Annotated in this window: 22 protein-coding genes and 1 tRNA gene; 6 read left to right on the top strand and 17 right to left on the bottom strand. The window is 32.4% G+C overall.

All coding sequences use genetic code 11. From position 1 onward, the window contains the following. The first annotated feature begins 65 nt into the window (after positions 1-65). The 4 genes from NCC77_RS20750 to NCC77_RS20735 are packed head-to-tail and all read left to right on the top strand — an operon-like array spanning position 66 to position 3,014. The gene (locus NCC77_RS20750; protein ID WP_250837290.1) at positions 66-1,256 is read left to right on the top strand and encodes an ImmA/IrrE family metallo-endopeptidase; all 1,191 of its coding nucleotides are present in this window, start codon (positions 66-68) and stop codon (positions 1,254-1,256) included. Between the two features lie 6 nt (positions 1,257-1,262). After that, a complete protein-coding gene (locus NCC77_RS20745; RefSeq protein ID WP_250837289.1) occupies positions 1,263-1,805 on the top strand; it encodes a hypothetical protein in 543 nt (180 codons plus the stop codon). A 46-nt stretch (positions 1,806-1,851) separates the two neighbouring features. Beyond that, on the top strand, positions 1,852-2,481 hold the full coding sequence (locus NCC77_RS20740) for an MgtC/SapB family protein (RefSeq protein ID WP_250837288.1): 630 nt from the start codon (positions 1,852-1,854) through the stop codon (positions 2,479-2,481). A gap of 11 nt (positions 2,482-2,492) precedes the next feature. Beyond that, entirely contained in the window at positions 2,493-3,014 is a 522-nt protein-coding gene (locus tag NCC77_RS20735) for a GNAT family N-acetyltransferase (RefSeq protein WP_250837287.1), read from the top strand. 12 nt (positions 3,015-3,026) lie between these two features. Here the strand turns inward: NCC77_RS20735 and NCC77_RS20730 are convergent, their stop codons facing one another. The 13 genes from NCC77_RS20730 to NCC77_RS20670 form a co-directional block, all read right to left on the bottom strand. Next, positions 3,027-3,368 (bottom strand): hypothetical protein, encoded by a 342-nt coding sequence (locus NCC77_RS20730; protein ID WP_250837286.1) that lies wholly within the window; start codon positions 3,366-3,368, stop codon positions 3,027-3,029. Between the two features lie 166 nt (positions 3,369-3,534). Further along, positions 3,535-4,377 carry a DUF4249 domain-containing protein gene (locus NCC77_RS20725; RefSeq protein WP_250837285.1) on the bottom strand — a complete coding sequence of 281 codons (843 nt, stop codon included), beginning with the start codon at positions 4,375-4,377 and terminating at the stop codon, positions 3,535-3,537. Between the two features lie 4 nt (positions 4,378-4,381). Beyond that, positions 4,382-7,000 carry a TonB-dependent receptor gene (locus NCC77_RS20720; protein WP_250837284.1) on the bottom strand — a complete coding sequence of 873 codons (2,619 nt, stop codon included), beginning with the start codon at positions 6,998-7,000 and terminating at the stop codon, positions 4,382-4,384. A 99-nt stretch (positions 7,001-7,099) separates the two neighbouring features. Next, entirely contained in the window at positions 7,100-7,942 is an 843-nt protein-coding gene (locus NCC77_RS20715) for a FecR family protein (RefSeq protein ID WP_250837283.1), read from the bottom strand. Positions 7,943-7,946: 4 nt separating this feature from the next. After that, positions 7,947-8,162, bottom strand: a complete 216-nt coding sequence (locus NCC77_RS20710) for a hypothetical protein (protein ID WP_250837282.1) — start codon at positions 8,160-8,162, stop codon at positions 7,947-7,949. Positions 8,163-8,208: 46 nt separating this feature from the next. Continuing rightward, positions 8,209-8,730, bottom strand: coding sequence for an RNA polymerase sigma factor (locus NCC77_RS20705; protein ID WP_250837281.1), 522 nt, complete (start codon positions 8,728-8,730; stop codon positions 8,209-8,211). A gap of 216 nt (positions 8,731-8,946) precedes the next feature. Continuing rightward, on the bottom strand, positions 8,947-9,423 hold the full coding sequence (locus NCC77_RS20700; protein ID WP_250837280.1) for a GNAT family N-acetyltransferase: 477 nt from the start codon (positions 9,421-9,423) through the stop codon (positions 8,947-8,949). 7 nt (positions 9,424-9,430) lie between these two features. Continuing rightward, on the bottom strand, positions 9,431-10,849 hold the full coding sequence (locus NCC77_RS20695; protein WP_250837279.1) for an aminotransferase-like domain-containing protein: 1,419 nt from the start codon (positions 10,847-10,849) through the stop codon (positions 9,431-9,433). A gap of 21 nt (positions 10,850-10,870) precedes the next feature. After that, positions 10,871-11,239, bottom strand: a complete 369-nt coding sequence (locus tag NCC77_RS20690) for a hypothetical protein (RefSeq protein ID WP_250837278.1) — start codon at positions 11,237-11,239, stop codon at positions 10,871-10,873. Positions 11,240-11,406: 167 nt separating this feature from the next. Then, on the bottom strand, positions 11,407-12,006 hold the full coding sequence (locus NCC77_RS20685) for a DUF6624 domain-containing protein (RefSeq protein WP_250837277.1): 600 nt from the start codon (positions 12,004-12,006) through the stop codon (positions 11,407-11,409). 67 nt (positions 12,007-12,073) lie between these two features. Continuing rightward, complete coding sequence (locus NCC77_RS20680) at positions 12,074-12,331, bottom strand: hypothetical protein (RefSeq protein WP_248728084.1); 258 nt, start codon at positions 12,329-12,331, stop codon at positions 12,074-12,076. 70 nt (positions 12,332-12,401) lie between these two features. Further along, entirely contained in the window at positions 12,402-12,812 is a 411-nt protein-coding gene (locus tag NCC77_RS20675) for an ACT domain-containing protein (protein ID WP_250837276.1), read from the bottom strand. Between the two features lie 76 nt (positions 12,813-12,888). Beyond that, positions 12,889-12,962 (bottom strand) — tRNA-Met (locus tag NCC77_RS20670). Between the two features lie 150 nt (positions 12,963-13,112). Here NCC77_RS20670 and NCC77_RS20665 point away from each other — a divergent pair. After that, positions 13,113-13,505 (top strand): START-like domain-containing protein, encoded by a 393-nt coding sequence (locus NCC77_RS20665; RefSeq protein WP_095929482.1) that lies wholly within the window; start codon positions 13,113-13,115, stop codon positions 13,503-13,505. Between the two features lie 54 nt (positions 13,506-13,559). Continuing rightward, a complete protein-coding gene (locus NCC77_RS20660; RefSeq protein ID WP_250837275.1) occupies positions 13,560-14,396 on the top strand; it encodes an aminotransferase class IV in 837 nt (278 codons plus the stop codon). On the opposite strand, the gene NCC77_RS20655 is transcribed toward NCC77_RS20660, so the two are convergent. From NCC77_RS20655 to NCC77_RS20640, 4 genes are all read right to left on the bottom strand, one after another. After that, a complete protein-coding gene (locus NCC77_RS20655; RefSeq protein ID WP_008464759.1) occupies positions 14,393-14,953 on the bottom strand; it encodes a YqgE/AlgH family protein in 561 nt (186 codons plus the stop codon). The two genes, NCC77_RS20660 and NCC77_RS20655, sit on opposite strands and share 4 nt — an antisense overlap. 128 nt (positions 14,954-15,081) lie before the next feature. Then, a complete protein-coding gene (locus NCC77_RS20650; protein ID WP_008464760.1) occupies positions 15,082-15,354 on the bottom strand; it encodes an HU family DNA-binding protein in 273 nt (90 codons plus the stop codon). A 180-nt stretch (positions 15,355-15,534) separates the two neighbouring features. Beyond that, entirely contained in the window at positions 15,535-16,482 is a 948-nt protein-coding gene (gene fmt, locus NCC77_RS20645; protein WP_250837274.1) for a methionyl-tRNA formyltransferase, read from the bottom strand. Further along, the gene (locus tag NCC77_RS20640) at positions 16,482-18,377 is read right to left on the bottom strand and encodes a RecQ family ATP-dependent DNA helicase (RefSeq protein WP_250837273.1); all 1,896 of its coding nucleotides are present in this window, start codon (positions 18,375-18,377) and stop codon (positions 16,482-16,484) included. The genes fmt and NCC77_RS20640 overlap by 1 nt, the downstream gene beginning before the upstream one ends. Between the last annotated feature and the right edge of the window lie 25 nt (positions 18,378-18,402).

Here is an 18,402-nt window from a genome sequence, read left to right as displayed (position 1 = left end):
TTACCCTTTATTTTGTTTTTTAAATAGTTTTTTTGTTTATATTTGCAAAGGTAAATACCCTTTTTATGGATAAATTAGATATTAGTTCTTTATTGAATTCAATATTTACTGATGATGAAGTAAATATAAAAGAGATTTTTGATGCGAAATTGCTTGAATATAATTTAAGCAAAACAAAGGCATTGAAACTTCTTAATATCGATAAAGATGTTTTCGAAGAAATAATTAGCGGTAACGCTAAGCAACCTAACTTAATAAACATAGTGAAGATTGCTGAATTTTTAAATTTTGAAATTAACAGCTTTATTAAATTGGTTTTAAGAAATCAAAGTGCAGAAAATATTTCATCTATTGAAAATGCCAGAAAGGCGACTTTCATTGTGAAAAATTTTGATGTGAAAACATTAACTAAGCTTGGATTTTTTGATGGATCTGATGATACAAATAAATTAGTTGATAAGATACTGTGTTATTTTGGATATGAATCTACTTATGAATTTGAACATCAATTGGAAGAACCACTCTACAGTAGAGTAAAAAAGAACCACTCTGATAAGATGAAGGATTTTTGGGTTAAATCTGCTTATCAGACTTTTAGAATAATAAATAACCCTAATGAATATGATAGAGAAAGATTAAAGGAATTAGTTGTAAAAATAAAACCTTATTCTCAGGATGTCGAAAACGGTTTGCTAACTGTTTGTAAAGCATTATATAATATTGGAGTTACAGTTATTTTTCAAAATTATTTATCGACGACTCAAGTTAGAGGAGCCACTTTTATAATTGATGGAAAACCTTCTGTAGTAATTACTGATTTTAATAAAATGTATCCAACATTATGGTTTACGCTTTTACATGAACTTAATCACGTGCTTTTTGATTATGAAACAATTGAATCCAATAGTTTTCATTTGTCTGGTGAAGATGATTTATTTCTAATTGAAGATAAAGCAGATAATTTTGCAAGAGATTTCTTTTTTTCGGTAGATAAGTTTAATTATATCAAAAGATATATTAATAATCCTTATTTGGTTTCAAAATTTGCAATTGAAAATGAGATACATCCGTCGATAATATATTCTTTCTTTACTTGGTATCAAAAAAAGCTTTATGGAAAAAATTATCATGCCGCATTTAAGGAGCATTATCCTGATTATTTAATGGCGATTAAAAGACTTAATCCAATTTCATGGAATGAAGTAAGCTTAAAAGAAGCTAGTGAAAAAATAAAATCAGTTTTAGAAATAAAATAATAATTTATGGAAAACAATAAAAAAATAAAAGAGCAAGGGTTAAATGAAAGTGATCTTGAAAGACTTGAACTTTTACAAAAAGCAAATGAGAAGGTTGGAAAACAGTTGACAATTAGCTCTGAGTCGGGTAATTTGGAAGAATTTAATGAATTAAAAGAATTAATAGACAAAGATTTTGAAAACCCAGAAGAAAAGTACAATCTATATTATAGAGGTATTAGAAAATTGCTAATAGATTTTTTACCCAAAGGAAAGGATTATAAACAAATAAGAGACATAATTTATGATGAAAAGAATGTGTTTTTAAATTTGGGAAAAAAGAAATCCGATAATAATGGGACTAGAAGATCAGATGGTAGAATGACATATCAACCAGTAATGAATGAGATTTTAGATATTATTGTTAATTGGGTTGGTGAATCGCAAAATCCTTTTGATATCTATCGCGATTTTTATGAATTAAATGAGAAGTATAATTACGGCCATGAAGACTATGATAAATCAACTAAAGCTGTAGCAAAAGCAATGCTTGATCTTAGTAAAAAATAGGATTTTTTTTTGTAATGTGCTTTTAGGATGGTTAAATAATGTTTAAATGGAACTAGAAATTATTATAAGATTGCTTTTAGCCGCATTTTGGGGAGCTTTAATTGGAGCTGAAAGAGAATATAGAGGAAAAGCCGCTGGACTTCGAACTACAATAATGATTTCTGTCGGAGCTTGTTTCTTTACCTTAATGTCCCAATGGATCGGAGGAGCTGGAAATCCAGATCGTATAGCCTCTAATATTGTTACAGGTTTAGGTTTTCTTTGTGCAGGAGTAATCTTTAGATCAGACAATCATGTTTCGGGCATTACAACGGCAGCGACAATATGGTCGGTTGCGGCAGTTAGTATGGGAGTAGGAGCAGGTTATTACTTTGCTTCGGCTTGTGCGGCACTTATGATTCTTATAATTCTAACGATGCTAACTTTTCTTCAAGATAAAATTGACCTAATCAACGAACATAAAACGCTCAGAATAACATTTAAACGCTCAGATACAGGTCATGCAAGATGTAAAGAGCTTTTTTCGACTTACGGTATAAAAGCTAAACTATTAGTGCAACACAGTACAGTAGATCATATTATTTTAGAATGGCAGATACATGGTTCTAAACATGCTATAGAATCTCTGTATGCTTCGCTTTTGCAGGATCCAATTTTTGAAGAATTAGTTTTATAAAAATAAGAATAATGAATTTTAATTTACAACCCATTTTAGAAAATGATCTTTGCATTCTATCTCCTTTAGAAGAAAAAGATTTTGATGCTTTATATAAAGTAGCTTCCGATCCTAAAATTTGGGAACAGCATCCCAACAAAGACAGATGGAAAAAAGAAGTCTTTGAAAACTTTTTTGAAGGTGCCATGAAAAGTAAAGGCGCTTTTAAAATTATAAATAAGGAAACAGGAGAGGTTCTTGGAAGTACACGATTTTACGATTTTGATCAAGAAGACGACAGCATTTTTATAGGCTATACTTTTTATGCTGTTTCGTGCTGGGGAAAAGGCGTAAATCAAAGTGTAAAAAAGACAATGTTGGATTATCTCTTTCAATATGTTTCAAAAGTAAAATTTCATATTGGTGCCGAGAATATCCGTTCGCAAGTTGCAATCTCAAGAGTAGGGGCTAAAAAAGTTGCGGAAGAAGAAGTGGCTTATTTTGGAGAAAAGCCAAAATTGAATTTCATTTATGAAATTGAGAAGCCAAATTAGAAATGAAATATTTTATTTTTTGTATCCAAACTTGAAATATAGTGTAGTGTCTTTTTTATGAATTGTAAAAAAATCTTCGTTTTGTTTTTTGACTATTGTGTCACCAATTTCAAAGTCTTTGTAATGCCAAGCGAATAAAGTATTCTCTTCACAATAAATCTCAATCGTATTATTTTTGTTGTTTTTTATTTTTAAATTAACTTCTCTCCCGTGGTTTAGCGGTTTCTTTTCTAAAATGACAAAATCTAAATCTATCCCTTCAAAATATGCTTCTGATTTGCTTCTGTTATACTTTTCACAGGAGGAGACTAAAACGAGACAAGATAATATAAACAGAGCTTTTTTTATTTTCATTTTTAAGAAATGATGCAGAGATTAGTGGCTAGACCATCAAGTCAACAATAAAGAAACTTTGATGTGTTCTTAATTAATTTGTACTAAAATATAGAAAAAAGTTGTTTCACTCAAATTTTAGAATAAATAAAAAAACCACCTCTTTTGAAAGGTGGTTTTTTACTTCTTATTGCACCAAATAATCAATTTGATCAGCTTCGCACAATCTAAAATAGCCAAAGGCGAAATTATTAGCATCAGAAGTATTTATAATATTTCCTCTAATATTTCCTGGAGGAACAGAAAAAGGATTTGAACTGGAAGCTTCCAAAATTAATTTCCAGTAATTATAGAAGTTTTTAGAAACGCCTCTGTGCGTAATTGTAACCGTATTTCCAGGTTTCATTTTGTCTTCATTAGAATATCTTGTACTGATTTCGTTTCCGTTATAAAATTCATCATTTGTAATTTCATATTCAGGATAAATCAAAAATGAGGCTTGATAATCGGTTACATAATAATTGATCTGATCTGCTGGGTCGTTGTAATAAAAAGTCAATTCAATGATATCTGTTCCGTCAAAATCAGGAACAATCTTTTGTTCAATTTTATTGATTGGAGTTGTAGAAGTTAACTTTTCTGTTGCTGTAAAACTTTGCCCTTCAGCATTGATAAATAATTTATAATCGGCATCAATTACAGGAATAAAATTGGTGCATTTGTAAACTCCTGCCTCAGTTTCGTTAAAGGTAAAAACATCTCCGTTACTGTTTTCTATTCGTACTTGTGCGCCAGAAACTTTTGGCGTAGAATTGTTGTAATAAGGAGCCGTTTTACTAATTTTTATAGTTTGTTCTTTTCCGTCAGTTCCTTTTTTCCAGATTATTTCAGCATCGATAACCAGTTTCGTTTCGCCAGTTTCCAGATCCAGATTGACTACATCTTCGCAAGAAGCAAAAGAAAAAACAAAAAGAAGACTTATTAATGCCAATGCTCTGTTCATTGTCGTATATTTTTTCAATTTATTCATAGCATTAAAATTTAAAATTATAAGAAACTCCAGGTACAATTCCGAAAATAGAAAGCCTTCTGGTTTCATTTGCTCCTGTATCTTCATTGGTTGTAAAACTCATAGAAGCCGCATTTTTTCTGTTGTAAATATTATAAAGGCTAAATACCCAATAGCTCTGCCATCCTTTCTTTTTGTCTGGTTTTGGCGTGTATGTAGCCGCAACATCTAAGTGATGGAAAAGAGGTAATCTATTTTCGTTTCTCAAAGAATAATTCGGAATATGAATGCCTCCCATTTCATAATAACCATTGGCATACGTTACCGGCTGTCCAGATTGTAATGTGAAATTTCCATTAAATGACCATTTCGGGTTTAGTTCATAACTTCCCACAATACTCAAATTATGCAGTTTGTCGTAACCAGATAAGTACCAGTCGCCGTTTGCAATTCCTGGTTCTTCGGGAGTTCTCCCAGGTGTTTTTTGTTCTGCTCTAGATAAAGTATAAGAAATCCATCCTGTGAAAACGCCTGTATTTTTTCTGAATAACAATTCTAAACCATAAGATCTGGCTTTTCCGTTTAGAATAACTTGCTCAATATTGTTGTTAGCCAAAACATCAGCGCCGTCAATATAGTCAATACGATTTTGAACATTTTTATAGAATAATTCGGTTTCTAAAGAGTAATCTCCGTCTTTGAAATTTCTGAAATAACCCATCGCATATTGATCCAAAAGCTGAGGTTTTGTAAAAGGTCCGCTTGGTGTCCAGATGCTCATTGGCAACGGTGACTGTGTATTTGATAAAATATGAATGTACTGTGCCATTCTATTGTAACTTGCTTTTACAGAAGTTTCGTCGTTAAAAGCATAAGATAATGCCGCTCTCGGTTCAAAATTATTGAAGCTGCTGATTTTTTTTCCTTTTCCATAAGAAATGCTTCCGTTTGGAGTTCCTTCCTCATAAATATTGTATAAAGGATTATAAACGACAGCCTGACCGTTTTCGTAAGTGCTGGTGGTTTCGTCTCCTAAACGATAAAACATACTGTAACGAAGCCCATAGCGGAAAGTTAGTTTTTCTGTAATCTGATTTTCAAAATCGACAAAAGCAGAAGTTTCTAAAGCATATTTTTTATCCAGCTGCATATAATTAAACTGCGAATCTGAAGAAGTCGGTTTTACAACGCCAGGATTGAAATTATAATACAAACCATCAATTCCATAATTGATTTTAAACTTCTCAGATTGTTGAAAATTCCAATTGTATTTCAATCCGTAGCTCGCAATATTGCTGTCCCATTTAAAACTTTCAATTGGAATTTCTAGATTGAATCTGTAATCACTATAGAAAACCGATAAATTGCTGTTCAAGCGATCAGTAAATTTATGTTTCCAATTTAAAATTCCCATTGTGCTTCCGTACGTACTTGCAAAACGATCGTTAATATCGAATAAATCATTTCCGAAATAACCCGAAAACGAAAGCGTATTCTTAGCATTAAAACGATAATTTAATTTGGCATTCAAATCATAAAACATCGCTGAGTTATTATTGTCTGCCAATTTCATAAATAAATGCGCATAAGAAGCACGCCCAGAAAGAATAAAAGAACCTTTTTCTTTTTCTAACGGACCTTGAACCAAAAGACGGCTTGAAATAATTCCAATTCCTCCATTCACTTTATATTCTTCAAAATCTCCGGTTTGTTGTGTTACATCTAAAACAGAAGAAACACGTCCTCCAAACTTTGAAGGAATCCCTCCTTTATATAAATCTAAACCGTTAACGATATCTGCATTAAAAATAGAGAAGAACCCAAACATATGCGAATCTGCATAAACTGGAGCGCCATCCAAAAGGATTAAATTCTGATCGGCAGCACCACCTCGAACATTAAAACCTGATGAAGCTTCTCCCGCATTAGTAACTCCAGGAAGAGTTAAAATTGATTTTAAAGGATCTGGCTCGCCCATAGCAACAGGAATTTTTTTAATTTCCTGCATCGAAAGCTTGTTAACACTCATTTGAGTTGCTTTAATATCGGCAGCTTTATTGTTCATTACAATAACTTCTCCCAATTGCTGGCTATCTGGATCTATATTGAAATTGACTTTATTGTCATCTGTAACAGAAACTCGTTTTTCCTCATTTTTAAATCCAACATAACTTACTTGAACCGTATAATTTCCGTCAGGAACTTCAATACTATAATTTCCATTAACATCTGTTACAACACCTGTTTCCAATTCTTTAATAAAAACGTTGGCGCCAATAACGGGTTGTCTTTCATCATCAAAAATGCGACCTGTCAGCTTATTTTTTTTTTTAGCTGATTTCTGAGTTTGAGATTTCTGTTTGACAAAAATATTATTGCCCGAAATAGAAAACTGTACAATCGAAGTTTGATTTAATTCAGAAATAAGCTTCTCGATTTCGATAGTCTTAAAAGTGCTTTTTTTCGTAAAATATTTTTTATTCGTATCAATTTGATCTGTAAAAGCAAATTTAAAATCGGTTTGACTTTCAATCTGCTTGAAGAACTCTTTTAATGTCGTATTTTGATCTACAGTTATGGTAACGCTCTGAGCGGACATACATAAACTGAATAAAAAAAAGCATGCTGAAATTATATGCTTCATGAAATTTTGTATTTTTGAATATTATTAAATGGAATAACCTCGTGTTATCCTGAATATTAGGAGGATGTGTAGTTTCGCGGCTTACATCCTTTCTTGTTTTTATTGAAAAGTGATCTGTTTTAAATCTTCATTTATTTCAAAATTTAGGTTATACATTTCTGATATTAATTGTAAAATTGTTTTTAAATCTTCCTTTTTATTGATGCGAATTGTAATTTTCTGATCAAGATTTTCTTTCGGAATAATGACTTTATAACCATAACTTTCTTCAATGTATTGACTGATAACCGACAGTTTTTCGTTGTCAAAATCAATAAATCTGCTAAATTCTGTTACTGAAGCCGTTTGGTTTCCGTAGGTAAATTTATCACCAGGTTTCAAAATCCATTTTTGATTTTGGCCTTTTACATTCATTTGAACGCTTCCTTCAAAAAGTTCAACGGTCACTTCTTCATTTTTAGATTCTTTAACTGTAAAAGAAGTTCCTAAAACGGTAGTTGTTGTTTCATCGCAAAAAACCTGAAAAGGATGCTGTTTGTCTTTTTTAACTTTAAAATAAGCCTCACCATCAATTTCTACTTTTCTGTTTAAAGCAAAATTGTTTCGGTAAATAATTTTAGAATTTGGACTTAGTTCTACTTTTGAGCTGTCTGGTAAAACAATGTACTTTATTGCTGAGGTTGTATTTTCGATTACATTTTCGGCCAAAACTAAATTTTCAGCAGCAGTTTCTTGGTTGAAATAAATTCCAGTTCCAATAAGTGTAAAAAGTAAAACCGAAGCCGCCGCATAAAGATGCCAAGGTTTAAATTTTCTTTTCTTCTCAGAAAATGTTTTAGCATGGAATTGTTCCCACGAAGCTTCTTTTTCGCTGTCTGAATGAGAAAGGGGAGACTCTTCCCATAACTTTTTAAATTCCTCGTCAAATTTTTCCTGATCCATTTTTTTAGGTGTAAATGATTTGACAATGAAAACCTTGTTTGTTAAAAACACCGTAAACCATTTCTTTAATGTCTCGATTAGTTTCGATTTTAAGGATGTTTTCTTGTCCTTGACGATCAAAATTTATGATACAATCAGAAATAATAAACTGTAAATAAGCTACAAGTAAACTTGCGTCTTTCTTTGTTTTTACATTAGTTTTATACGCTTCGATATGCATTTTTAGTTCTTGTTTTTTAGTATAACAAACGAGAACTAAAAAGTTCCTAATGGTTTTCGATTTTTTTTCGAATAAATTTACTGGCGAGATAAATATGATTGGCAATGGTCTTTTCAGAAAGATCCGTTATTTCTGCAATCTCCTTATAGCTAAGGTTTTCCAGTTTGTGTAAAGTAAATATTTTTTGCTGCTGCTCTGGAAGCTGATTTATGAAATTTTGTAGTTTTTCTTGTCTTTCTTCAAAAATTCCAGTGTCAGTTTCTTCATCTAGCATTTCAACTTGAGAAGGATCAAGCTGTACTATTTTGTTTTCCCTGTTAACATGATTGATAATAATGTTCTTGCAGATAGTAAAGATTTGTTTATCGAACAGCACCTCTTCGTTAAGCAGTTCTCTTTTATTGTATAATCTTATGAAAGTTTCCTGAACAAAGTCTTCGGGAGTAAAAACAGAAGAATGGAATCGTTTGGCAATATTTATAAGTTTATCGTAATAGTTGAAGTAGACTTCTTTGAAAGCTGCTTCATTACCTTTTTTTAAACTTAAAATAATTTTTTTATTGTCCATAACGAAAATATCGTGACTAGCTTCCTAGTCTAAACTCATTGGAGTCAATATTATTGTATTCAGAAATTGAGTAATCCCAAGTGAGAATGTAATAAGTTACAAAGAACCGTAATTTAATTTAAGATTTGACGCTTTTGTTGGAGAAATGTTACAGTATAATTCAAATAAAAACCCTTGAATTGAAATGCCAAGGGCTTATTTTTTTAAATAGGATTATTAAATGCTGAGCATCATTTGAATATCAACTCTATTATAAGATGAAGAAATTCCGGTTATTTCTTTAAAACCTAATTTTTCATACAGTTTAATAGCAGGTTTCAGTTTGGTGTTGCTTTCTAGATAAATTTTAGAAGCACCTTTGTCTGTGGCCCATTTTATTGCCGATTCAGCCAATAATAATCCAACACCTTTTCCTTGAGCTTTTGGACTTACAGCCATTTTTGCTAATTCGTAATCATAATTATTTCCGTCACTTTTGATTAAAGCGCAAACGCCCAAAACTTCATCATTTAAAATGGCAGAAAAAATTTCTCCGCCTTTATTTATAATATATTCTTCGGCATGATCTAGCGCTTTTACATCATTCGGTTCAACTACAAAATAAGTCGAAATCCATTCTATGTTTAAATCCTTGAAGCTTTTTTGATACTTCGGATTATAAGTTATTATTTCTACTTGTTCTTTATTCTTCATAATGCTATTAAATACTGTTTTTTATTATTGTGCCCAATTTTTCCAAATCAGATTCTACGCGTTCATTCCATTCCAAAGCATAATTCAATCGCATACAGTTGTTGTATTGATTGTACTGCGAAAAAATTCTTCCAGGAGCAAAATTGATTTTCTGGGTTAGGGCAGTATTGAATAATTCTGTGGTTGATATTCTTTCATCCAATTCCAGCCAGAGCATAAAACCGCCTTTAGGCTGTGCAATTTTGGTGTTATCTGGAAAATAGTTTTCTACGGCGCGATTCATTTGGAGATAATTGGCGTAAAGTTTATTTCTAAATGTTCTTAGATGATGATCGTAACGGCCATGCTCTAAGAAATCGGTAATCACATCCGAATACAAGGAAGAATTGCAAACGGTCTGAACCAGTTTCTGACGGATGATTTTATCTTTAAATTTTCCTGGAGCAATCCAACCAACACGATAGCCGGGCGCAAGAGTTTTAGAAACAGATCCGATCCACAAAACCAAACCAGCTTCGTCATAAAACTTGCAAGGTTTAGGGCGCTCTGAACCAAAGTATAGATTACCATAAATATCATCTTCAATCAATGGGACATTATATTGCGTGATCAATTTAACCAGTTCCTTTTTGTTTTCGTCAGGCATTTGAAATCCCATCGGATTATTGAAATTGGTAATAAAACAGCAGGCCTTAATTTGAGGAAGCATTTTTTTCAAGGCATCAAGATCTAATCCGAACAAAGGATGGGTCGGAATTTCAACCGCTTTCAGACCCAATACCTTAATTGCTTGAAGTATTCCAAAATAGGCAGGACTTTCTACCGCAACGCTATCTCCAGGAGATGTCACGGCCATAAGGGCATTGTACATGGCGTGCATAGCGCCGGAGGTAATTACAAGATCATCTTCTGTAATTTTTCCCTCCATAACCAATGCCCATTTGGCAATGGCGCGCCGAAGCTCTTCAGATCCTTGAACAGGTTCGTAGGCTGTGCCGGCATCGCCTCTATTTCGTACAGCATGTATAATTCCTTTGTTAAGTTTGGCAACCGGAAGGAAATTCTTTCCAGGTAATCCGAGTGCAAATTGTGTTACATCGGTTTGATTGATGGTGCCGAAAACTTTATCAATTAAATCTTCGGGTGTGTTTTCTTTTTCATGGTTATCTATACTTGCGATTGTAGGAAGTGCCGTTGTGCGCTGCGAACTTTTACTCACATAATATCCCGTTTTTGGGCGAGATTCTATTAATGAGCGGCTTTCCAGTTCTAAATACGCTTGTTTAATGGTGTTTAAGCTAACATTATACAACTTTTGCGCACTTCTAACAGAAGGCAGTTTGTCGCCAAGCGAAAGAGTTTCATTGTGAATTTGATCCTCAATAATTTTGGCAATTTTTAAATATAATGTTTCTCGATTTTTCATTTTTTCTTTTCCGTTAAGCGACTAAAAGCTCAGACAATGAACAAAATGCTCTGTACTTTGTCTCAATTGTTTAGCGTTATTGAAATTGGCATTTCTCTTTTTCTTTAGAAAATTCTGAATGTATTCATTAAACAGGGTTCTGTCTTCATTAGTCAAACTTCCGTCATCATAAATTTGAAATATAATTTCGTTCTTGTCATCTAATATTAAACTGGCAAACGAATTTATTTTATTGTCTTTTTCGCAAAGAAGAAAAGGTATTCCAAAAAGCATTTTATCTTTAGCTTTCACATTACTATTTTTATTGAAGATATTTTGTAAAATCTCCATGTCAAATATATATACCTCTCTAAAAGTTCTTTTTTCCTGTGTTATTGCTTTAGATTCCATATCTTTTTTTAGCAAAATTATTGCTATTGCAGATTTGGGCACAGATACAGAAAATGCTTTTTTTAGGGATACAGATTAAAAGTAATGTTTTTATTCGAGTCGGTAAAAACTGTGGAAGACTTTTTATCGTAGGAGAAATTAATTGAGAATTACAGTTGGATTTGAAGTTATTTTATCCATCCTGTTTTTCTTCTCCATTCAAGTGCTTCTTGTTTTCGTTTTTCGAAATCTTCAGGAGGTAATTGATTTTCTTGTATTATTCGATTTCGAATAAGTTCGGTTTGCTCTTCCAGAGAGTTGAGTCCGATAGATTGTCTTCTTTGATTTACCATTTGTAAGTCATCGAATAAATTTGGACTTAAATTTCCTTTTTCATCCCAATCAAATTGGGTTCCGTAAAGTTGTGGCCTTCCCTCCAAGGTAGCTATTCTGTCTGTTAAATAGGCAAGATTAATAGGGTCTGCTTGATTTTCTTTGACTGCATTATGCAATTGCTCTGCACATCGTTTCATGAAATCTGGAGATCCAATAGAATGTTGTATGATTAGCCAAGCAGCTTCGCTTGCTTCTTTCCCAACTTTATCAATCGTCGGATAACCGATTGTGTTTATGATTTCATTTAAGATTATTGCATTTTGTTTATGCAGCTTTTCCATTTCTTCATCATATCCTTCAAAAAGTTTTTTGTTTTCAATAAGCTTGTTTCTCAATTTGAGATCAGCATTTTTCAACTCAATTATTCTTTCGGAAATGATTTTGTTATCCATTTGATATTGGTTAAAAGAATTACCTAGAAATGGTTTTTAATTTACAAAAGATGGTCTGTAGATAAAATTAATTATCCTCCTTTTCCAAATCTGCAGCAGAAATCTGATCTAAGATGTTGGTTTGATTTGGCGAAATGTAGTTTTTATTTTCGCTAATTTGCTCTTTCTTAAAAAGTAGATCAAGCGCATTGTAAAGTTTTAATAAAACATCTTTGTCTTCTTTGGCAATATCTAAAGCAGTATTGAAATTAAAAACATAATTATTAGAATTACGTACTTCTACTTTTATAGTTTTAGATGTGATCTTAAATTTTACTATGTCCATATGTTATAAATTACCTCTGCAAAATAACTATTTTAATGGCAGTTTTTATGCTTATTTTTTGATTTTTTAATTACAAAGAATTTTTATTTTCTTCTTTCAATTTCAGAAGTACATCCATTGCTTTCAGAGCGTCATTTTCATCAACAAATATATGGTCGTGTAAATAGGCGGCAACTACATTGCAACTAATATTGGCATTTCCTAGTGCTTGAGAAAATGCAGCGGTTAAACCCACAGCGGCTAAAGAAGAATGAACTTCTAAAGTAATCCAAGAAGCAATATAAGAGAAATGAAGATTAAGCTCTTCTGCAAAATGTTTTTCTAATACTACAGTAATCCCTTCTTTTTCTTTAAATAGAAACAAAATTTTTGAAAAAGGAACTTGTTCTAGAGAATCTACTTTTGTAAAAACATATTTCCCTTCATTAAGAATAGGATTAAGATTCTCCAAAATAGTATTTAAATTTATTTCGCCTTCCATAAAATTAGGACTGTTTTTTATTTAAAAATAATAAAAAACCCTTAAACATTTCTGTTTAAGGGTTTTACCTTCTAAGTAGCGAGGACGGGAGTTGAACCCGTGACCTCAGGGTTATGAATCCTGCGCTCTAACCAACTGAGCTACCTCGCCTGGACTGCTATCATGAATTCCTGATTGCGGGTGCAAAGATATAAATATTATTAAAGCATACAAGCATAAAATGAAGAAAAAAAAATATTTTTAAAAATGCATTGTTTTTGGACATATATTCTTATATTTCGAAAAAAATTAAAGTAGCACATGGATTCAAAAATACGTTACGAAATAGAGTTTCCGATCAATTCTTCGCCGCAATTATTGTATCAATATATATCAACTCCGTCAGGTTTACAAGAATGGTTTGCTGACAATGTTAATTCAAGAGGTGAATTTTTTACCTTTATGTGGAATGATTCACAAGAAAAAGCGCGTCTGGCTTCAAAAAAATCTGGAGAAAAAGTAAAATTCAAATGGGTTGATGATAGCAGTAAAGATACTGAGTACTTTTTTGAACTTCATATTTTAGTCGATGAATTGACTAAAGATGTATCGCTTATGGTAGTCGATTTTGCCGATAAAGATGAATTAGGCGAAGCTAAACAATTGTGGGAGAATCAGATCTCAGATCTAAAACATCTTATAGGATCTGTTTAGTAAAAGTCTATTTTATACCTTATATTTGCCCTGAACAAAATTCAGGGTTTTTTTATGATTAATTTTAACGGAAATATAGCGCAGGAAGACAATATGTTAACTCTAAATCGCGCTTTTTTGTATGGTGACGGAATATTCGAAACAGTAAAAATTGTCAATGGGAAAATCTTGTTCCTTGAAGATCATTATTTTAGATTAATGGCTTCAATGCGTGTGGTTAGAATGATGATTCCGATGGATTTTACTATGGAATATTTTGAAGAGCAGATTCTTAACTTGGTAAAAGAACAAGGAATTGAGGCTTCAGCACGAGCAAGAATTACCGTTTTTAGAAATGATGGCGGTTTATATCTTCCAAAAAGCAATGATATTTCATTCTTAATCAACGCCATTTCTCTTGGAAATAAAGCGTACAGTATAAATACAAACGAATACGAAGTAGATTTGTATAAAGACTTCTATGTGACAAAACAATTATTATCTTCTCTTAAAACGACAAATAAGATAATTAATATTACAGGAAGTATTTACGCGAGTGAAAATGACTTGGCCAATTGTATCTTACTGAATGATAGTAAAAATGTTGTGGAAGCACTTCAGGGAAATATTTTTATGGTAATGGGTAACAAGCTTATTACGCCTCCGGTTTCAGAAGGTGCTTTAAACGGAATTATGCGTAAACAGATTTTAGCTCTAGCGAAAAAAATAGAAGGTATAGAAGTATCAGAAGAAATAATTTCGCCGTTTGATCTTCAAAAAGCAGACGAATTATTTCTAACTAATGTAATCATGGGAATACAGCCGATAACCAAATATCGAAAAAAAGAGTTTACAGCAAATCTGGCTCATTTATTAGTGCAACGACTAAATGAATCCATCTCTGAAAATTAATTCAGATATGGATTTTCAGGTGCGTTAGACCAAATAAGATAATCGCCGCCAAGCTCAATAATCTGCTCTTTCCAAAAATGGGTAGTAGATTTTCCGATAATTTTATTTTTGTAATTATTATCAGCAATAATCCAAGAGTTTCCCTGCATTTCATTCTCAAGCTGATTTTCTTCCCAACCAGTGTAGCCTAAGAAAAAACGAATATTATTTTTACTAATAGATCCGTTGTTTATTAAGTCTTTGGTTGACTCAAAATCGCCACCCCAATAAATCCCGTTTGAAATCTCAACACTATTTGGGATTAACTCAGGAATATTGTGAATAAAATAAAGGTTGTCTTGTTCTACAGGGCCGCCGTTATATATCTTAAAGTTAGCATCAATTTCAGGAATCAAGTCATTAATCGTATATTTTAATGGCTTGTTAATTATAAAACCTATTGATCCTTCTTTGTTATGGTCTGCTAATAAAATTACCGATCTATTAAAAGATAAATCTCCAATTATTGAAGGCTCGGCAATAAGCAGGTGTCCTTTTTTTAATTTTTCTGAAATCATACGGTTACAATTTTTATTAAATTTAATCATAAAAAAATTAAAATCACAAAAAAAATCGTTAAACCGCATAAAAAAACCTTCCAGAAGGAAGGTTTTAATTATATTATAAGTTTAAAGAACTTTCTTAGTTAGTTCACTGCACCTTCTAATTCAGCACCAGCTTTAAATTTTACAACGTTTTTAGCTGCGATTTTGATAGTTTTTCCTGTTTGAGGGTTTCTACCGTCTCTAGCAGCTCTTGAAGATACTGACCATGATCCGAAACCTACTAATGAAACTCTTCCACCTTTTTTCAAAGTAGTTCCTACATTACCTAAAAAAGACTCTAAAGCTAATTTCGCCGCAGCTTTTGTAATTCCTGCATCAGCAGCGATAGCATCGATTAATTCTGATTTGTTCATAATAATTAGTTATTAATTGTTGGTTAAAAAAAATTGTTAATACACAAATTTAGTAGGAAATCCGTTGCGTGCAAGTGTTTTCTTTATTTTTAGCAAAAATTGTTAATAACTTGCTTTTTTTGTTCATAAAGAGTGTTGTTCATCGATGAAAAACAGGTACAAACCCCTGTTTTACTGACCTTAATACACTTTTGCAGCTTCTGAAAAACTCACTCCATTTAATAATTCTGAAGCAAGCATTCTCTTTTTTCCTGGAAATTGTAGACTTAATAACTGAATAAAGCCCTCTTTTATTGCAATCTTGATTTCTTTTTTAGTGCTAATTAGCTTTCCAATCTCATAAGAGTGTGATTCTGAGACTAGTTTGGCTTCGTAAATTTTGATGTTTAATTCTTCATTTTGATCTTTTAAATAACACCAAGATGCAGGATACGGACTTAATCCACGGATTAAGTTATTAATTTCTGCGCCAGATTTGGTCCAATCGATTTTGCAGTTTTCTTTGTTTAATTTATAAGCGGTTTTAATATCGTCGTTGTCTTCTTGAATTGTTGTGGTAACATTTCCGCTTTCAATAACTTTTAAAGTGTCAATTACAGTTGTGCTTCCTAAATGCATTAAACGATCGTGCAATTGACCTGCCGTTTCTTCGGGTTCAATATTGATTTCAGAATTTAAAATCATAGCTCCAGTATCAATTTTATCATCAATAAAGAATGTTGTAACACCAGTTTTAGTTTCTCCATTAATAATAGCCCAGTTAATAGGAGCGGCCCCGCGGTAATTTGGTAATAAAGAGGCATGAAGATTAAAAGTCCCTAAACTTGGCATTTCCCAAACCACTTTTGGCAGCATTCTAAAAGCAACTACAATTTGTAAATTGGCATTTAAAGCTTTTAATTCGGCTAAGAAACTGTCGTCTTTTAAATTGGTTGGCTGTAATAAAGTAAGGTTGTTGGCAAGTGCATATTCTTTTACAGCCGAATATTTTATTTTTTGTCCGCGTCCTGCTGGTTTATCTGCAGCGGTAATTACGCTAACAACATCATAGTTATTTTTAATAATGGTGTCCAAAATGCCAACGGCAAATTCTGGTGTTCCCATAAATATAATTCTCAATTTCTCCATTATGATTTTAAAGTGTATTTATTATTCGCTTGTATAATGATATGATTGTTTTCGAGCAATTCCTGAAGAACCGATAAAATGTCTTTTGTGTCCATTTTTATCTGATTTTCTATTTCTCTCGAAGTTAGAGAAGCGGTTCTGAGTAAAGATAAAATCTTATCTGCAATGGAATCGGCTTCGGTAATTTTTCCTTTTAGTGTAATGCAGTACGAACAGATACCGCAGTTTTCTTTTGTTTCTTCTCCAAAATAATCCAAAACCAATCTGTTTTTGCAGGTTTTATTGTCTTTTATATAATGAAGAACCGATAAAAGCTGTTCTTTTTTAACTTCATTCTGTTTTTCTAAATATTTCGAAACTCTATTTATAGTATGGTCATCTTCTCGGACTTCATTAAATAAAATTGTAGCGTCGTTATTTTTAGATTTATATTCAATAATTTCTTTTTCCTTTAATTTTTCTAAAACAACAAGAATCTGTTCTTCCGAACGATTTGATTTTTTAGCAATCAATCCCAAGTTTAAATTAGATTTTACATCGTAAACTCCTGGATACGTTCTTAGAATGGCCAAAATGATTTCTTCGTCATTTGGGTTTAAGCTCATGTATCGAATCACTTCTTTAGATTCGATCAAAAACTGAATATTGATTTTCTCTGAAAACTCCTGAGACATGGTAATAATTCCCTGCTGATTCAGAAACTGTAAAGCATTGTAGGTTTTAAGAGTAGGGAAGTCGTACTTATTGCAAAAATGATTCAGTTTGAAAGAAAAAGTTTCGTCTAAACCTTCTCCGTAAGCAATCTGAAAGTAGTTGCAAAGTTTGTTGTACATCGTTTTCAGAAACTTTTTGTCGGGCAAAATATTTAAAAATTGCTGCTCCGTCTGAATAGAATCTGAATTATTATACAAAAGAACCGAAAAAGCTTTTGCGCCATTTCGTCCTGCGCGTCCAGATTCTTGATAATAATTTTCTAAGTTTTCTGGAAGTTGAGTATGAATAACGGTTTTTACATTGTCTTTGTCAATTCCCATTCCGAAAGCATTCGTAGCAACAATAACTTGCGCTTGCTCAGACATCCACAACTGCATGTTTTTGTCCTTTTCTTTAGATGAAAGTCCGCCGTGATAATACGTTGATGTAAATCCTAATGATTGCAATTGCGAAGACATATTTAAGCATGCTTTGCGATTTCGTACATATATAATAGAAGGTTGCGGATTTTTTTTAAGAATCTGTTCGGTGCGGTATAATTTATCTTCCACTTCAAAAACCATATAAGCGATATTTTTTCGCTCAAATGATTGTTGAAAATGTCTTGGATTTTTTAATTCTAATTGCGTTCTAATATCGTCAATAACTCTCGGAGTTGCTGTCGCAGTCAAAGCTAAAAACGGAATTTTCGGAAAGAATTTTTTTAGTTCTGAAATTTTAAGATACGCGGGCCTAAAATCATGACCCCATTGCGAAACACAATGCGCTTCGTCAATAGCAATTAAATTGATAGGCAAGTTTTTAATACGTTCCAGAATCCAATCCGATTGCAAACGCTCTGGTGATAAGTAGAGAAATTTATAATTTCCGTACTGGCAATTGTCCAAAAGATCAATCAGTTCTTCGGTATGAATTCCGCCCGTAAGCGCAATCGCTTTGATGTCTCTTTTCTGCAGATTCATCACCTGATCTTTCATTAAGGCAATCAAAGGCGAAATAACGAGACAGATTCCTTCTTGCATCATGGCCGGAACCTGAAAACAAATTGATTTTCCGCCGCCCGTAGGAAGTACGGCAAAAGTATCCTGTCCTTCCAGAACCGAATCGATAATTTCTTTTTGCAACGGTCTAAAACTGTCGTGTTTCCAGTATTTTAGAAGAATATCCTGTGCTCCGAGCATTGCTTTGGTTTTAAAGTTAAAAATT

The sequence above is a fragment of the Flavobacterium tyrosinilyticum genome, from assembly GCF_023656565.1.
Classification (GTDB): Bacteria; Bacteroidota; Bacteroidia; order Flavobacteriales; family Flavobacteriaceae; genus Flavobacterium; species Flavobacterium tyrosinilyticum.
The sequence above is the reverse complement of the archived record's forward strand: the minus strand, read 5'-3'. Positions and strand labels throughout refer to the sequence as shown.

What these genes read in the sequence shown, in the direction of transcription:
- NCC77_RS20750 (WP_250837290.1), top strand. Translation starts at nt 66, where the DNA reads ATGGATAAATTAGATATTAGTTCTTTATTGAATTCAATATTTACTGAT.
- NCC77_RS20745 (WP_250837289.1), top strand. Translation starts at nt 1,263, where the DNA reads ATGGAAAACAATAAAAAAATAAAAGAGCAAGGGTTAAATGAAAGTGAT.
- NCC77_RS20740 (WP_250837288.1), top strand. Translation starts at nt 1,852, where the DNA reads ATGGAACTAGAAATTATTATAAGATTGCTTTTAGCCGCATTTTGGGGA.
- NCC77_RS20735 (WP_250837287.1), top strand. Translation starts at nt 2,493, where the DNA reads ATGAATTTTAATTTACAACCCATTTTAGAAAATGATCTTTGCATTCTA.
- NCC77_RS20730 (WP_250837286.1), bottom strand. Translation starts at nt 3,368, where the DNA reads ATGAAAATAAAAAAAGCTCTGTTTATATTATCTTGTCTCGTTTTAGTC.
- NCC77_RS20725 (WP_250837285.1), bottom strand. Translation starts at nt 4,377, where the DNA reads ATGAATAAATTGAAAAAATATACGACAATGAACAGAGCATTGGCATTA.
- NCC77_RS20720 (WP_250837284.1), bottom strand. Translation starts at nt 7,000, where the DNA reads ATGAAGCATATAATTTCAGCATGCTTTTTTTTATTCAGTTTATGTATG.
- NCC77_RS20715 (WP_250837283.1), bottom strand. Translation starts at nt 7,942, where the DNA reads ATGGATCAGGAAAAATTTGACGAGGAATTTAAAAAGTTATGGGAAGAG.
- NCC77_RS20710 (WP_250837282.1), bottom strand. Translation starts at nt 8,162, where the DNA reads ATGCATATCGAAGCGTATAAAACTAATGTAAAAACAAAGAAAGACGCA.
- NCC77_RS20705 (WP_250837281.1), bottom strand. Translation starts at nt 8,730, where the DNA reads ATGGACAATAAAAAAATTATTTTAAGTTTAAAAAAAGGTAATGAAGCA.
- NCC77_RS20700 (WP_250837280.1), bottom strand. Translation starts at nt 9,423, where the DNA reads ATGAAGAATAAAGAACAAGTAGAAATAATAACTTATAATCCGAAGTAT.
- NCC77_RS20695 (WP_250837279.1), bottom strand. Translation starts at nt 10,849, where the DNA reads ATGAAAAATCGAGAAACATTATATTTAAAAATTGCCAAAATTATTGAG.
- NCC77_RS20690 (WP_250837278.1), bottom strand. Translation starts at nt 11,239, where the DNA reads ATGGAATCTAAAGCAATAACACAGGAAAAAAGAACTTTTAGAGAGGTA.
- NCC77_RS20685 (WP_250837277.1), bottom strand. Translation starts at nt 12,006, where the DNA reads ATGGATAACAAAATCATTTCCGAAAGAATAATTGAGTTGAAAAATGCT.
- NCC77_RS20680 (WP_248728084.1), bottom strand. Translation starts at nt 12,331, where the DNA reads ATGGACATAGTAAAATTTAAGATCACATCTAAAACTATAAAAGTAGAA.
- NCC77_RS20675 (WP_250837276.1), bottom strand. Translation starts at nt 12,812, where the DNA reads ATGGAAGGCGAAATAAATTTAAATACTATTTTGGAGAATCTTAATCCT.
- NCC77_RS20665 (WP_095929482.1), top strand. Translation starts at nt 13,113, where the DNA reads ATGGATTCAAAAATACGTTACGAAATAGAGTTTCCGATCAATTCTTCG.
- NCC77_RS20660 (WP_250837275.1), top strand. Translation starts at nt 13,560, where the DNA reads ATGATTAATTTTAACGGAAATATAGCGCAGGAAGACAATATGTTAACT.
- NCC77_RS20655 (WP_008464759.1), bottom strand. Translation starts at nt 14,953, where the DNA reads ATGATTTCAGAAAAATTAAAAAAAGGACACCTGCTTATTGCCGAGCCT.
- NCC77_RS20650 (WP_008464760.1), bottom strand. Translation starts at nt 15,354, where the DNA reads ATGAACAAATCAGAATTAATCGATGCTATCGCTGCTGATGCAGGAATT.
- fmt (WP_250837274.1), bottom strand. Translation starts at nt 16,482, where the DNA reads ATGGAGAAATTGAGAATTATATTTATGGGAACACCAGAATTTGCCGTT.
- NCC77_RS20640 (WP_250837273.1), bottom strand. Translation starts at nt 18,377, where the DNA reads ATGCTCGGAGCACAGGATATTCTTCTAAAATACTGGAAACACGACAGT.